The 14,601-nt window shown below is 43.2% G+C and carries 20 protein-coding genes; all 20 read right to left on the reverse strand.

The annotated features are described in order from the left end of the window. Nucleotides 1-2: 2 nt before the first annotated feature. Nucleotides 3-1,223 (reverse strand): UDP-N-acetyl-D-mannosamine dehydrogenase, encoded by a 1,221-nt coding sequence (gene wecC / locus JN178_RS17255; RefSeq protein ID WP_202262589.1) that lies wholly within the window; start codon nucleotides 1,221-1,223, stop codon nucleotides 3-5. Then, entirely contained in the window at nucleotides 1,213-2,343 is a 1,131-nt protein-coding gene (wecB, locus tag JN178_RS17260; protein WP_202262590.1) for a non-hydrolyzing UDP-N-acetylglucosamine 2-epimerase, read from the reverse strand. Before wecB ends, wecC begins: the two co-directional genes overlap by 11 nt. Continuing rightward, the gene (locus JN178_RS17265) at nucleotides 2,340-2,657 is read right to left on the reverse strand and encodes a hypothetical protein (RefSeq protein ID WP_202262591.1); all 318 of its coding nucleotides are present in this window, start codon (nucleotides 2,655-2,657) and stop codon (nucleotides 2,340-2,342) included. The genes wecB and JN178_RS17265 overlap by 4 nt, the downstream gene beginning before the upstream one ends. A 105-nt stretch (nucleotides 2,658-2,762) precedes the next feature. Next, nucleotides 2,763-5,060 (reverse strand): hypothetical protein, encoded by a 2,298-nt coding sequence (locus tag JN178_RS17270; protein WP_202262592.1) that lies wholly within the window; start codon nucleotides 5,058-5,060, stop codon nucleotides 2,763-2,765. Further along, complete coding sequence (locus tag JN178_RS17275; RefSeq protein WP_202262593.1) at nucleotides 5,057-6,514, reverse strand: hypothetical protein; 1,458 nt, start codon at nucleotides 6,512-6,514, stop codon at nucleotides 5,057-5,059. Before JN178_RS17275 ends, JN178_RS17270 begins: the two co-directional genes overlap by 4 nt. Nucleotides 6,515-6,769: 255 nt before the next feature. Then, nucleotides 6,770-7,171: a 50S ribosomal protein L17 gene (rplQ, locus tag JN178_RS17280; protein ID WP_012519212.1), complete on the reverse strand. Its 402-nt coding sequence runs from the start codon at nucleotides 7,169-7,171 to the stop codon at nucleotides 6,770-6,772. Nucleotides 7,172-7,212: 41 nt separating this feature from the next. Then, nucleotides 7,213-8,202 (reverse strand): DNA-directed RNA polymerase subunit alpha, encoded by a 990-nt coding sequence (locus JN178_RS17285; protein ID WP_039226687.1) that lies wholly within the window; start codon nucleotides 8,200-8,202, stop codon nucleotides 7,213-7,215. A 19-nt stretch (nucleotides 8,203-8,221) separates the two neighbouring features. Continuing rightward, on the reverse strand, nucleotides 8,222-8,842 hold the full coding sequence (rpsD, locus tag JN178_RS17290) for a 30S ribosomal protein S4 (protein WP_012519214.1): 621 nt from the start codon (nucleotides 8,840-8,842) through the stop codon (nucleotides 8,222-8,224). Nucleotides 8,843-8,866: 24 nt separating this feature from the next. After that, on the reverse strand, nucleotides 8,867-9,259 hold the full coding sequence (rpsK, locus tag JN178_RS17295; RefSeq protein WP_013786215.1) for a 30S ribosomal protein S11: 393 nt from the start codon (nucleotides 9,257-9,259) through the stop codon (nucleotides 8,867-8,869). 14 nt (nucleotides 9,260-9,273) lie between these two features. After that, nucleotides 9,274-9,630, reverse strand: coding sequence for a 30S ribosomal protein S13 (rpsM, locus tag JN178_RS17300; protein ID WP_039217822.1), 357 nt, complete (start codon nucleotides 9,628-9,630; stop codon nucleotides 9,274-9,276). Between the two features lie 171 nt (nucleotides 9,631-9,801). After that, on the reverse strand, nucleotides 9,802-9,918 hold the full coding sequence (gene rpmJ, locus JN178_RS17305; RefSeq protein WP_012519217.1) for a 50S ribosomal protein L36: 117 nt from the start codon (nucleotides 9,916-9,918) through the stop codon (nucleotides 9,802-9,804). 38 nt (nucleotides 9,919-9,956) lie between these two features. Next, nucleotides 9,957-11,276, reverse strand: a complete 1,320-nt coding sequence (gene secY, locus JN178_RS17310) for a preprotein translocase subunit SecY (RefSeq protein WP_159627411.1) — start codon at nucleotides 11,274-11,276, stop codon at nucleotides 9,957-9,959. A 5-nt stretch (nucleotides 11,277-11,281) separates the two neighbouring features. Beyond that, nucleotides 11,282-11,716, reverse strand: a complete 435-nt coding sequence (gene rplO, locus JN178_RS17315) for a 50S ribosomal protein L15 (protein WP_049586735.1) — start codon at nucleotides 11,714-11,716, stop codon at nucleotides 11,282-11,284. Nucleotides 11,717-11,719: 3 nt separating this feature from the next. Then, nucleotides 11,720-11,899, reverse strand: a complete 180-nt coding sequence (gene rpmD, locus JN178_RS17320; protein WP_014950907.1) for a 50S ribosomal protein L30 — start codon at nucleotides 11,897-11,899, stop codon at nucleotides 11,720-11,722. A gap of 6 nt (nucleotides 11,900-11,905) precedes the next feature. Then, nucleotides 11,906-12,406 (reverse strand): 30S ribosomal protein S5, encoded by a 501-nt coding sequence (rpsE, locus tag JN178_RS17325; RefSeq protein ID WP_012519221.1) that lies wholly within the window; start codon nucleotides 12,404-12,406, stop codon nucleotides 11,906-11,908. A gap of 9 nt (nucleotides 12,407-12,415) precedes the next feature. Beyond that, nucleotides 12,416-12,769: a 50S ribosomal protein L18 gene (gene rplR / locus JN178_RS17330; protein ID WP_105932260.1), complete on the reverse strand. Its 354-nt coding sequence runs from the start codon at nucleotides 12,767-12,769 to the stop codon at nucleotides 12,416-12,418. A gap of 12 nt (nucleotides 12,770-12,781) precedes the next feature. Continuing rightward, the gene (gene rplF / locus JN178_RS17335; protein ID WP_071816101.1) at nucleotides 12,782-13,315 is read right to left on the reverse strand and encodes a 50S ribosomal protein L6; all 534 of its coding nucleotides are present in this window, start codon (nucleotides 13,313-13,315) and stop codon (nucleotides 12,782-12,784) included. Nucleotides 13,316-13,328: 13 nt separating this feature from the next. After that, on the reverse strand, nucleotides 13,329-13,721 hold the full coding sequence (rpsH, locus tag JN178_RS17340) for a 30S ribosomal protein S8 (RefSeq protein WP_202262594.1): 393 nt from the start codon (nucleotides 13,719-13,721) through the stop codon (nucleotides 13,329-13,331). Between the two features lie 13 nt (nucleotides 13,722-13,734). After that, nucleotides 13,735-14,040: a 30S ribosomal protein S14 gene (gene rpsN / locus JN178_RS17345; RefSeq protein ID WP_105932243.1), complete on the reverse strand. Its 306-nt coding sequence runs from the start codon at nucleotides 14,038-14,040 to the stop codon at nucleotides 13,735-13,737. 12 nt (nucleotides 14,041-14,052) lie between these two features. Next, nucleotides 14,053-14,592: a 50S ribosomal protein L5 gene (gene rplE / locus JN178_RS17350; protein WP_071816102.1), complete on the reverse strand. Its 540-nt coding sequence runs from the start codon at nucleotides 14,590-14,592 to the stop codon at nucleotides 14,053-14,055. Between the last annotated feature and the right edge of the window lie 9 nt (nucleotides 14,593-14,601).

A 14,601-nucleotide genomic window follows, 5' to 3' on the forward strand; every position in this document is an offset into this window, starting at 1 on the left:
GACTATCGTTTAAACAGGCCTGCAAAATCGATAGACTTTTCGCTAAATGCATGTGCTTTAAATTCTTTGTGAGCTACCAAGTACACAAGAATATCAGCATTACTCGCTTCTTCCTCAGATACCAGCTTTAGCCCTTCAAATTCCTCAATATTGGGTTCGACAGCAATTACATTGTGGCTTTTGTTTAGTTTTTGCGTGATGTAAAGCGCCGGAGACTCTCTCAGATCATCTATATCAGGTTTAAAAGCAAGCCCCATACATGCAATGATAGGAGGACGACCCTGTGCTTTTTCAAACTCGAGTGCGGCATTCTTTACTTTCTCCGTAACCCATTCAGATTTGTAATCGTTCGTTCTGCGTGCTTGCTCAGTCATTTTTGCTTTGCCATTAGCAGAGTTAACGATAAACCATGGATCGACAGAGATACAGTGCCCGCCTACGCCACAACCGGGCTGCAGTACATTGACTCGAGGATGGTGATTTGCAAGCCTAATCAACTCATAAACATCAATACCCATGTCATCACATAACATAGATAACTCGTTTGCAAATGCGATATTTACATCACGAAACGCGTTTTCTGTTAATTTAGCCATCTCTGCTGTCTTTGATGTCGTTTCTAACACCTCACCTTCAACGAAGGTACGATAAAATTCAGCAGCAGCCTTAGTTGAGGCAGAGTTAATACCACCAACAACACGATCATTTTCAATGAGCTCACGCATAATTTGCCCTGGCAATACACGTTCAGGTGAGTGAGCAACATGAATTTCAGAAAGGTCTACCCCTGCAGCCTCGAGCTCAGCGGCCATCATTTCAGTGGTGCCTACCGGTGAAGTAGACTCTAGCAAAACCAAATTTCCTGGCTTTACGAACGGTGCAATCGCCTGAGTGGCACTTTTTACGTAGTCCAAGTTTGGAATAGGTGAGTTTGTCACTGAATTAAGCTTGTCGTGATGGAAAGGCGTGGGTACAGCAACTAAGAAAATATCGGCTTCAGTCGGCTCTAAATGAGCGGAAAGCATGTTGCTATTCACTGCCGATTTTACAAATGTGTCCAACTCGGGTTCAACGATGTGAATTTCACCCTTGTTGATTGTATCAACTGCTTTTTTGTTTACATCTACACCGTGTACGCGGAAGCCACGATTTGCAAGAAGTGCTGCGGTTGGCAAGCCGATATAGCCCATCCCAACAACACAAACAGTTTTATTAATTTCCATTTATTTTCTCCATCAAAACTTCGATGATTTTTTCGCATGCTTTTCCATCGCCATACGGGTTATGGGCAAAGCTCATTTCTTTATATTCTTTGTCGTTGGTAAGCAATAGGGAAAGTTGTTGCTTGATCACTTCGACATCGGTTCCAACCAACTTTACTGTTCCAGCTTTTACTGCCTCAGGGCGTTCGGTCGTATCACGCATCACAAGTACAGGCTTACCAAGAGAGGGCGCTTCTTCTTGGATACCACCAGAGTCAGTTAGGATGATGTGCGCCTTGTTCATCAGGTAAACAAAAGGCAAATAGTCCTGTGGTTTGATCAAGGTAATATTGTCAACACCGTTCAACAACCTATTAACTGGCTCTTGAACATTTGGATTCAAATGAACAGGGTAAACAATTTGACATTCTGGGTGTGCTTCGGCAGTAGCGGCTAATGCTTGACATATTCTCTCAAAACCACCTCCAAAGCTTTCTCTTCGATGACCTGTTACAAGGATAAGTTTCTTGTTTTCATCTAAGAAACTGAATTCTTCAGCCATTTGACTATTTAAGGCTGCGTCGGTTTTGAATTTTTCACTTACACTTAAAAGCGCGTCAATTACCGTATTTCCCGTAACTGTAATAGCAGACTCTGCCACTGCCTCGTTCAACAAGTTTTGTTTTGAGATATCTGTAGGCGCGAAATGGTAGGTGGTAATTGCCCCCGTCAGTTTACGGTTGGCCTCTTCCGGCCACGGCGAATAAATGTTTCCAGTTCTCAGACCAGCTTCAACATGCCCCACAGCTATTTGCTGGTAGTACGCAGCTAGACTTGTAGCAAAAGTGGTAGCTGTATCACCATGCACCAAAACCACGTCGGGCTTAAAGTCAGCTAACACAGGCTTCATACCTTGCAAAATATTAGTAGTAACATCTGTCAAGTCTTGACCGGGCTTCATGATATCTAGATCATAATCAGGCTTCAGCTCGAACAGCTCTAAAACCTGATCAAGCATTTCCCTATGCTGTGCGGTTACACATACCCTAGCGTCAAGGCCCTGTGTTTCAGCCAGTTTCAATGCTAAAGGAGCCATTTTTATCGCTTCAGGGCGTGTACCGAACACGGTTAATATTTTCATTGTTTCTCTAAGTCCATCAGTTTAAAACGTAACTCTTGTACTTGGTTATAGTACTTTTCTACAAGCGCCTGAGATTGTTCTAGTTGCTTTTGGTTACTCAGTGCTTCTTCGGAATAAATGAGGTGAGATTGATGCACGCCTTGTGAACTTTTTTTACTAGCAGCACGCTGTTTACAAAGCCAAAGATTAACTTCAACCAAATGTTTACCCAACACTGCTCCAGCAAGCTCATATTTTTCTGCAGCCTCTTGATATTTTTCTTCTCGAAACAAGAGGTTCGCTTCTCTCATGTACAAATGCTTTTCACTACTCATCTTCGTGCTCTATATCTTTTTTCTATTGCGCCCAAAGGTATACCATTTGCGACTTTCGTATATTACCACAATTGATTCTGATTGCATTAATCAAGGGTATTGGTCTCACAATGGCCTACTTTTAACTAACAACGATTCTCCGCTGCCGCTAAGCTGTTCAAAACTATAAGAAAGCCCCCTTCTTTCTGTTTCAGTTCGCCAACTAGCGATAAGCTTCTGACTTAGTTCAGCGTTATTTTCTTCAATAAAAAAGTCAACTGCATGCAGGGAAAGCTTATCTAAAATTGATGGAAGTGCGACACCGCGAACATCCGTTGAATTACTTTTCAAGAGAGGTCCGTTAACTATTACGAGGATATTTGCACTACGTTCGTCAAATATACGTTTGACTTCCCTTAGCTTCTCTTCACAATCGTAAAACAGTGTAGAATCGCCAGAACTGTATTTATTATCAATTAATGGGGAAAGACAAAGGTCTACGAACTGCGTTAAGTTTGCGTTTTCTAATAGATTTAAGGTATTTCCCAAAAAGGTTTCTGACTGCTCGAAGGAAATAATGTAGTTAGGTAGACTTCTGAAATCTCCGCTTTTTATTTCAGTAAGCTTATTCTGCTCTTTTGAGTGCTTCGAATCATCGCCAAGATGCAGCGTTTTGTTTTTTATGATTTTAGATGCAACGACATCAGCCATTACGGCTGTGCTAGTACCGCTTCCAAATTCAATGATTACATCGTAGTTGTTGAATCGGATAAGTGATGTAAGGAAAAGGAGACTTTCTGAACTAAGTGACTCCCCACAGCCATACGTAATGAGTTCCTTGTTGTGCAGCACATCTTGAAGTTTATTTAGCGCCAATAGTTCTTTGCGGGTATTCGTTTCGCTTTTAGTTATATGGCGCCCTAATGCGTTTGCTATTTCAACGCTTTCATTGCTTTGTTTTTTGAATAATGCATCTATCTTAGCTTCTAACTCTTTTACTGACTTTTGAGTGTCACGAGAAGCCATTAGGTTGTCTCTTTCCTGTTTTAATGAATTGATTTGAGATTCGAGGACTTCTACCTGCTTTTTCCTACTTGCAAACCAAGAATAAACTTCGTCGCACTTGTCTTGAGATTTTTTAAGCGCGTCTTCTAATTTTTTGATTTTCAGGATGTCCTTTTCGGCACTATCGTTACGCTGCGATATTTCCTCAACTGATGCTTTCAATGCAGTGCTTAACTTTTCGATTTTGTTTCCCGAAGTATTTAGCTGCAAGGTGAGTGATTCTATTTCGCTATTAGAGTCGGCTAATTTGACATTGAGGGATTCAATCACACTGTTTGACGTTTCTAATTGCGACCTAAGCGATTCAATTTCATTCTTTGATGTTTCTAGTTTGGCTTTTAAAGAATTAATCGAACTGTTTAATGTCTCAACCTCTATCTTAAGAGTGTCAACATTACTCTCTGACTCATGTAAATGAAAGCGTAGTTTTTCATTTTCAGATATACGTTTTTGCGCTTCTAAATTTGCCTTTTCAAGATCTTTTTCTAGAGCAGAAAATGCTTCTCTGTTATCTTTTAAAGAGTTACTTGCAACCTCCAACGAATTCTTTAAAGAATTATTTTCAGAATATAACTGTTCTACTTTTTGATTACTCTCTTCAAGAGAATGAGCCTTAGCAGTTAACTCAGTTTCATATTCTTTTGAACGAGTATAGTTTTGAGCTATTTCAGAATCTTTCGAGGCCAATTGGGCTTCTAGCTCGACTACAGACCTTTTTAGTTCCTTTGCTTGTTCCTCTGCAATTTCTAGCTGCGCTCTTGCTTTACCAAGGTTGGCTAAACGCTCATCGTACATGTATTTGAATAATGGAATATCGGGGTCATCAGTATCACTCGAATTTAGTTCGAAGTAGCCATTGTTCAATAACAATTCAAGCTCGCTTGCAGTTTTGGCGCCCTCGTAAAGAGTTTCAATACCTGAAGAGACATATATACAAGAAAAGAGTTCAATATTGCGTGTGTGGATAAGGGACTCGATGATTTCGCCAGCAATACACGGTAAATCAATAATCAAGGTATTATCGCGTCCCGAGACTTCACATAAAGAAAGGCAATCTGAAAGACTTATTCCTTCGACCTCCCTAGTTTCCTCAACAACTAGGCCGGGAAACAGTGCTTTTAGACCGGTTGGCTTCTTTAGTGAACTTAGTTCTTCAATAGAATATATTTCTAAGTTATTTAAAACACCGTTTACTGAAACCGCTGCATTTACCAATTCTACAGAGCCTTCAAATTTCTCCGTAATGTTGTTCAGAGCTTCTTGTCGGGCTTCAAAGAAATAGCTACGTTCATAGTCTTGTGTTTTTTCAGGTAAGTGGTTTGCTTCTCCGCAACCTAACCACAAAAGTTTTTTGTTCATGACTTCTTTGACTTCCTTTTCTCATGAGAAATCATAAGAGGAGAAATGGATCGCCCCTCTTCGCGTCCATGCTTGATATAGTGCAGCAACGGATTCATGCCCGTTTTCGCCACATCAGGATATCTTTGAAGGTACCAGTTACCATCAAAACGTGATGAAGGGTTTCTTCCCTCAAATGCCCCATAGCTTAGATAGTGTTGCACAGGATCAACATCGACTGCAGCAACATCTTTGTAGTTCTCTAAATACCAATTAGCGTCAAATAAATCGCTTGTATAAATAAGACTTGCATCCAACAACTGTTGATTACGATCCGTCGCTCTCCTATCTAATACATGGCTTAGCTTCTCGAACTTTTGAGAAAAGCGCCAATAAGGAGACATCGTTGCTACTCGATACTTTGCCAATTCTGTTCGTAGCGCATGGGCAATGTCTTCTTGCTCACTGATTTTCGCTTCTAGTTTAACTATTTCTCTGTCTTTTTGTTTTTCAAGTAGCGTCAGACTCTGACTCTTTTCCTTTAACTCTCTAGCTTTATCCTCTAGCTGCCGCTCTAACTTGGCTATCTTCTGTACAAATTTATTGTATTCTTGTTTATGCCTTACCTTAAGGTTATCGTGTGCAGCGTTTTCTCGATTTCGCCATTCTATTTGTATCTCTAACTCTTCTTGTATTGTAAGTAAAGCATCGACAGAAAAATCCATCGCTTTACGACTCTCATCAAGTGTCTTTTTGGATGACGATTCTTTGATAAAGCTTTGTCTTTTTAACTCAGCAAATTTATCTTCTTCAACTTTGAGCCTAGCGATATTAACTTCTAGCGCTTCCTGTATACTAAGAATTTCGTCAACTAACTTGGCGTTATCGTACACTAATTTATTTTTTTCGTCTTTTTCCTGACGCTTACACTCTATGACTTCCTTAACGTCCAATGTTGGTAGAATATCTCTGTGTGGAAAACGCAACGAAGCCTTTATGCGTTTGTCTAACTTTTTCAACTCTGCATTCGTGTTTAAAACATAATTAGACAGCAACAACTGATGGCTATCAATGTTGGCTAAAACCTCTGTAACATTAAACTGGGCTGCTATATCTGGGATTTCGCTTTCTGTACCACAAAGACTGCAAAGAGGTATAAACGAGACTCTTAGTCTATTCTGGGTTTGGAGCTTTAATACACGACTAAGTGTATCTGATACATTTTCGAGTTTTAGGCTGCCTGGTGAATTTAGTGTTTCGGATATCAAAAGTTCAGTAGGAGGAATCAAAATACCCAAACTAGCTCCCGTATTAGCTGAAAGTAACTCCAGTAACGTTTCTTCGCTTTCTGCAAGAAAAATATTGTTATTTTGGTGACTCTGTAAATCATCTAAGGTGGGTACAAATTTTAAAGAAGATTCATGAAAAATACGTTGGATGAGGTTATATGGGTCCAACGCGCACAAAACTACCATCTTTCTCTCCTAGAAGAACTCGGCAAACAATGCAACTTAAGCAAAAAACAACACGGTTTATAATTATCCTTTTAAGACATAGATACTATCAGATTACGTCATTATTGATAGCTTAGATGTGTTACCACTTTGTTAAGCATACCTTCGATTTAAATTAGAAAACTTAAAGAATCGCTCTCTACACGCCGTAATGTTAGAACATAAAAAAAGGGGCCTGAGTTCTCACTCAGGCCCCTTTTTCTAATCGAGTATCAATTACTCTTCAGTTGCTTCTACTGCTTCTTCTTCAGCTTCTACAACTGGACGGTCAACTAGCTCAACATATGCCATTGGGGCATTGTCGCCAGCACGGAAACCGCATTTAAGAATGCGAGTGTAACCGCCTGGACGAGCTTCGTAACGAGGACCAAGCTCGTTGAATAGTTTACCTACAACCTCTTTGTCACCAGTGCGGGCGAAAGCTAGACGGCGGTTTGCAACGCTGTCTTCTTTAGCCATAGTGATTAGAGGCTCGATTACGCGACGTAATTCTTTCGCTTTTGGTAACGTAGTTTTGATCACTTCGTGCTTGACCAAAGAACCGGCCATGTTTTTGAACATAGCTTGACGATGGCTGCTGTTGCGATTCAACTGACGACCACTCTTACGATGGCGCATAGTTTTATCCTTCTCTACAAATCAGTTTGATAAAAACCTGATTAATCTTTTTCAGCGATGCTCTCTGGCGGCCAGTTTTCTAGGCGCATGCCTAGAGAAAGACCACGAGATGCTAGAACATCTTTGATTTCAGTTAGCGATTTCTTACCAAGGTTTGGCGTTTTAAGTAGCTCAACCTCAGTGCGCTGTACCAGGTCACCAATGTACTGGATAGCTTCTGCTTTCAAACAGTTCGCAGAACGTACTGTCAGCTCAAGGTCATCTACTGGACGAAGCAGAATCGGATCGAATTCTGGCTTCTCTTCTTTCGCTTCTGGCTCAGATACATCACGTAGGTCTACGAATGCATCTAGCTGTTCAGCTAGGATAGTAGCAGAACGGCGGATCGCTTCTTCAGGATCCAAAGTACCGTTCGTCTCCATGTCGATGATAAGTTTGTCTAGGTCTGTGCGTTGTTCAACACGCGCAGACTCTACACTGTAAGCAATACGTTCAACTGGGCTGTATGAAGCATCAACTAACAAACGACCAATTGGACGATCATCTTCTTCAGAGGAGCGACGGGTAGAAGCTGGTACATAACCGCGACCCATTTCTACTTTGATGCGCATGCTGATTTCAGCTTCGCCAGTCAAAGTACAAATAACGTGATCAGGGTTTGTAATTTCTACGTCGCCATCATGCTGAATATCACCAGCAACAACAGGGCCAGCGCCAGATTTCACTAGAGTTAGGGTTGCCTCAGTTTTACCTTCAAGGCGAACCGCTAAACCTTTTAGATTAAGCAAGATTTCGATTACGTCTTCTTGTACACCTTCTTTGGTGCTGTACTCGTGAAGAACGCCATCAATTTCTACTTCGGTAACTGCACATCCTGGCATAGATGACAGTAAGATACGACGTAGGGCGTTACCTAGAGTATGGCCAAAGCCGCGCTCTAGTGGTTCCAAAGTTACTTTGGCACGAGTAGGAGAAACGTTTTCGATCTCTACTAATCTCGGTTTTAGGAATTCAGTCACAGAACCCACAATGCTTCCTCTTTAGTTAGCTTTACTTAGAGTAAAGTTCGACGATCAACTGTTCGTTAATTTCCGCAGACAGGTCAGTTCTTTCAGGAACGCGCTTGAAAGTGCCTTCCATTTTGCTGCTGTCTACTTCAATCCAGGTTGGCTTCTCACGTTGGTCAGCCAGTTCCAAAGCAGCAACGATACGCGCTTGCTTCTTAGCCTTTTCACGAACAGAAACCACGTCTTCGGCAGAAACGTTAAACGATGGGATGTTCACAACTTGACCATTTACCATGATCGCCTTGTGGCTAACTAGCTGACGTGCTTCTGCACGAGTGCTAGCGAAACCCATACGGTAAACTACGTTATCAAGACGCTGCTCTAGAAGTTGTAACAAGTTTTCACCTGTGTTGCCTTTTAGACGTGCAGCTTCTTTATAGTAGTTGCGGAATTGCTTTTCCAGAACGCCGTACATACGACGAACTTTTTGTTTTTCACGCAGCTGAACACCATAGTCAGACAGACGGCCACGACGGGCACCGTGCTGACCAGGCGCTGTATCGATTTTACATTTAGAATCGATTGCGCGAACGCCGCTCTTAAGGAACAAGTCAGTTCCTTCGCGACGGCTAAGTTTGAGTTTAGGACCCAAATATCTTGCCATGATCTTTCTCCAACTGTCCGTCGATTAAACGCGACGTTTTTTCGGTGGACGACAACCGTTGTGAGGAATTGGGGTCACATCGGTAATGTTTGTGATCTTATAACCTGTAGCGTTAAGAGCACGGATCGCAGACTCACGGCCTGGACCTGGACCTTTAACGAAAACTTCAAGGTTCTTAAGACCGTATTCTTGTGCAGCAACACCTGCACGCTCAGCAGCTACCTGTGCAGCAAAAGGGGTAGATTTACGTGAACCACGGAAACCTGAACCACCAGATGTCGCCCATGCTAGTGCATTGCCTTGACGGTCTGTAATAGTCACAATTGTGTTGTTGAAAGACGCATGGATATGAGCCATACCGTCTGCAACCTGACGTTTAGCGCGTTTACGCGTGCTACGAGCTGGTGCTTTAGCCATAACTTACTCCCCGCTTACTTCTTAATTGGCTTACGAGGACCTTTACGGGTACGCGCATTAGTTTTAGTGCGCTGACCACGTAGAGGCAAGCTACGACGGTGGCGAATACCACGGAAGCAACCCAGGTCCATCAAACGTTTGATGCTCATAGAGACTTCACGGCGTAGGTCACCTTCAACGGTGAACTTAGCCACTTCGTCACGAAGCTTATCAATAGTAGCTTCGTCTAGCTCTTTGATTTTTGTATCTTCTGCAACACCAGCGCCCGCACAGATGCTTTTCGCACGTGTGGGACCGATACCATAGATCGCTTGGATAGCGATTACAGCATGCTTGTGCTCAGGAATGTTAATGCCAGCGATACGGGCCATTAACAGCACTCCTCTTGTTTATTTGTCGACGACCTAAAAAGCCCGATAGGATACTTACCCGTCGACTAAATTGCAAATAAAGGTTCAGAATACTACAAAGCAAAACTGCAGAACCTGATAAGTATTGTCAGGTTCTGCTTACAGTCTTGCCAATATTCTGTACCGCTTAGATTAGCCTTGACGCTGCTTATGCTTAGGGTCAGAACTGCAAATTACACGCACAACACCGTTGCGCTTGATAACTTTACAATTACGGCAAATCTTTTTTACTGATGCACGAACTTTCATTACATCACTCCCCTTTCTTTCAAAATTAAGGGGCTAACTTATCGGCCGTAGCCTTTAAGGTTAGCTTTTTTCAGCACAGACTCATATTGACTACTCATCAAATGTGTCTGTACTTGTGCCATAAAGTCCATGATAACTACTACGATAATGAGAAGCGACGTACCACCGAAGTAGAACGGCACATTCCAAGCAATTAGCATGAATTCAGGCACTAAACAAATAAAGGTTATGTACAGTGCGCCAGCCAGTGTAAGGCGAGTCATTACCTTGTCAATGTAACGCGACGTTTGTTCACCTGGACGAATACCAGGGATGAACGCACCAGACTTCTTCAAGTTATCTGCTGTATCACGCGGGTTGAAAACCAACGCCGTGTAGAAGAAGCAGAAGAAGATAATCGCTGCTGCATATAACATCACGTACAGCGGCTGACCAGGAGATAGCATAAGCGCTACATCTTGCAACCACGCTGTTGATTCATTCTGTCCGAACCATCCTGCGATAGTACCCGGGAACAGAATAATGCTAGAAGCAAAGATTGGTGGAATTACACCAGCAATGTTGACTTTTAGCGGTAAATGGGTGCTTTGCGCAGCAAAAACCTGACGGCCTTGCTGACGTTTCGCGTAGTTTACCACAATTCTGCGCTGTCCGCGCTCTACAAATACAACTAGGTATGTAAGAGCGATAACAATGACGCCAATCAACAGTAGGAACAACATATTAATGTCGCCCTGCCTTGCTTGTTCCGCAGTCTGACCTATCGCTGTTGGCAGACCGGCAACAATACCAGCAAAAATCAATATAGAGATACCGTTACCAATACCTCGTTCGGTAATTTGCTCACCTAACCACATTAGGAACATAGTTCCTGTGACTAGACTCACTACTGCCGTGAAGTAGAATCCGAAGCCAGGGTTTATCACCAATCCATTAATCAGGTTAGGCAAACCAGTCGAAATACCAATTGATTGGAAGATAGCCAATACTAGCGTTAGGTAACGCGTGTACTGGCTAATTTTACGACGGCCTGCTTCGCCTTCTTTTTTAAGCTCCACCATCGGTGGGTGAACCACCGAGAGCAACTGCATGATAATGGATGCAGTAATGTATGGCATAATGCCCAAAGCCAGAACGGATGCACGCTCAAGCGCACCACCAGAGAACATGTTGAACATTTCTACAATGGTGCCTTTTTGTTGCTCGAACAAGTCAGCAAGTACAGCTGGATCGATGCCAGGGATAGGAACGTAAGAACCTAGTCTGAAAACAACAATCGCACCAAGTACGAACAACAATCTTGCTTTGAGCTCACTCAAGCCGCTTTTAGCGCCTGAATCCAATCCTGGTTTAGCCATCTAGCTTATTCCTCTACTTTACCGCCAGCAGCTTCAATCGCTTCTTTAGCGCCTTTAGTAACCTTTAACCCGCTTACTGTAACAGCGCGTGATACTTCACCGCTCTTAACAACTTTAACGAACTGGATTTCTTTCTTAACGATACCAGCTGCTTTTAAAGTCTCAAGAGACGCTGTATCACCATCAACCTTTGCGATTTCAGCAAGAGTTACTTGATCAGTAACAAAGCTCTTGCGTGAAGTGAAACCGAACTTAGGAAGACGACGCTGGATAGGCATCTGACCACCTTCGAATCCTGGCTTAACACGGCCACCTGAACGGCTTTTTTGACCTTTGTGACCTACGCCACCTGTTTTACCAAGACCTGAGCCGATACCACGACCAGAACGCTTACCAGTAGGCTTTGAACCTTCGGCTGGAGAAATTGTATTTAAACGCATGTCTTACTCCTCCACGATCTCAACCATGTAATATACACGGTTGATCATGCCACGTACGGCTGGGGTATCTTCCAGTTCACGAACATGGTTGATTTTACGAAGGCCTAAACCTTTAAGCGTAGCTTTGTGCTTTGGCAGACGGCCAATTGCACTTTTAGTTTGCTTTACTTTAATCGTTGCCATGTCTGATTACCCCAAAATTTCTTCTACAGACAATCCACGCTTAGCAGCAACTTTCGCCGGGCTGTTCATTTCTGTCAGCGCGTTGATTGTTGCACGTACAACGTTGATTGGGTTTGTAGAGCCGTAACATTTTGAAAGTACGTTTTGTACACCAGCTACTTCAAGTACTGCACGCATCGCACCACCAGCAATAATACCGGTACCTTCTGATGCTGGCTGCATGTAAACTTTAGAGCCAGAGTGACGACCTTTAATAGGGTGCTGTAACGTGTGACCGTTAAGGTCTACGTCAACCATGTTGCGACGTGCCTTTTCCATTGCTTTTTGGATTGCAGCAGGTACTTCACGTGCCTTACCGTAACCAAAACCAACGCGACCGTTACCGTCACCCACTACTGTCAATGCAGTGAAACTAAAGATACGACCACCTTTAACCACTTTAGAAACGCGGTTTACAGCGATCAATTTCTCTAGAAATTCACCATTTTGAACGTCTTGTTTAGCCATTATAAACTCCTAGAACTGAAGACCAGCTTCGCGAGCTGCATCAGCTAATGCTTTAACGCGACCGTGGTATTGGAAACCACTACGATCGAAAGCCACTGCTTTAATGCCTTTCTCAAGTGCGCGCTCTGCGATTGCTTTACCGACTACCGTCGCTGCTTCAGCGTTACCTGTAGACTTAAGACCTTTTGCAAGATCTTTCTCAACAGTTGAAGCTGCAGCCAACACTTCAGAACCGCAAGGAGCGATTAACTGAGCGTAGATGTGGCGAGGTGTACGGTTTACTACCAAGCGATGCGCGGCCAGTTCACGAATTTTTGCACGTGCGCGAGTAGCGCGACGAATGCGAGCTGTTTTCTTATCCATCGTATCACCCACCTACTTTTTCTTAGCTTCTTTACGACGTACGTTTTCGTCAGCATAACGAACACCTTTGCCTTTGTAAGGCTCTGGTGGACGGTAACCACGAATGTTCGCCGCAACCTGACCAACCACCTGCTTATCGGCGCCTTTCACGACGATTTCAGTTTGGCTAGGAGTTTCAACCGTAATGCCTTCTGGCATTTCGTATACTACAGGGTGAGAGAAACCTAGAGTAAGGTTTAGTTTGGCACCTTGTGCTTGTGCACGGTAACCAACACCTAACAATGTAAGTTTTTTCTCGAAACCTTGTGAAACACCTTGAACCATTGCATTTAGGATAGAACGAGCAGTACCTGCTTGTGCCCAATTGTTTGCAAAGCCTTCACGTGGAAGTGCTTTCAACTGGTTATCTTCCTGTGCAATTTCAACAGCGTCATTAAAAACGCGAGTCAAAGTGCCTTTACTACCTTTAACAGTAACTTCTTGACCAGAGATAGAAACTTCTACACCTGATACAACGTCTACTGGGGCTTTTGCTATACGTGACATTTCAACTCCTCCGTTATGCTACATAACCGATGATCTCACCGCCCATGCCAGCGTTACGCGCTGCACGGTCAGTCATCACACCTTTAGAAGTCGACACGATAGCGATGCCTAAACCACCCATAACCTTTGGAAGCTCATCTTTTTTCTTATAGATGCGCAGACCAGGACGGCTTACACGTTCGATAGTGTCAATTACTTGCTTGCCTTCGAAGTACTTAAGCGTAACTTCTAAAACAGGCTTAACGTCACCAGCAGCAGTGAAGTCTGCAATGTAACCTTCTGCTTTCAATACTTCACAGATTGCAACGCGAAGTTTTGAAGAAGGCATAGTTACAGAAACTTTCTGTGCCATCTGGCCGTTACGGATGCGGGTAAACATATCCGCGATAGGATCTTGCATGCTCATTATCAGCTACTCCTTACCAGCTGGCTTTCTTAAGGCCAGGGACTTCACCGCGCATCGCAGCTTCGCGAAGCTTGATACGGCTAAGACCGAATTTGCGTAGGTAACCATGTGGACGACCAGTTACACGACAACGGTTACGTTGACGTGATGCACTTGAGTCACGTGGCAGTTGTTGTAGCTTCAGAACAGCGTCCCAACGCTCTTCTTCAGAAACGTTAACATCGCTGATAATCGCTTTAAGTGCGGCGCGCTTTTCAGCATACTTAGCTACAAGCTTAGTACGCTTAGCTTCACGTGCCTTCATTGATTCTTTTGCCATAACCCTACACCCTTACTTTTTGAATGGGAAGTTAAACGCGTCCAGCAGAGCACGTGCTTCTTCATTAGAGCTCGCACTGGTAGTGATAGTAATATCCATACCACGAACTTTATCCACTTTATCGAAATCGATTTCAGGGAAAATGATTTGTTCACGCACGCCCATGCTGTAGTTACCACGACCGTCGAATGATTTTGGGTTCAAACCACGGAAATCGCGGATACGCGGGATAGCGATTGAAATCAAACGCTCTAGGAATTCCCACATACGCTCGCCACGTAGGGTTACTTTACAGCCAATCGGATAACCTTCACGGATTTTAAAACCCGCTACTGATTTTCTTGCAACTGTAACAACAGGCTTCTGACCGGCGATAGCCGTCATGTCAGCTTGAGCATTCTCAAGTACCTTTTTGTCAGCAACTGCTTCACCTAAACCCATGTTTAGAGTGATTTTTTCAATCCGAGGGACTTGCATGACGCTTTTGTATCCGAACTGCTTAGCAAGTTCAGCTACTACTGTTTCTTTATAGAAATCATGCAGTTTCGCCATCGTACTCTC

Source organism: Alteromonas sp. KC3, assembly GCF_016756315.1.
Classification (GTDB): domain Bacteria; phylum Pseudomonadota; class Gammaproteobacteria; order Enterobacterales; family Alteromonadaceae; genus Alteromonas.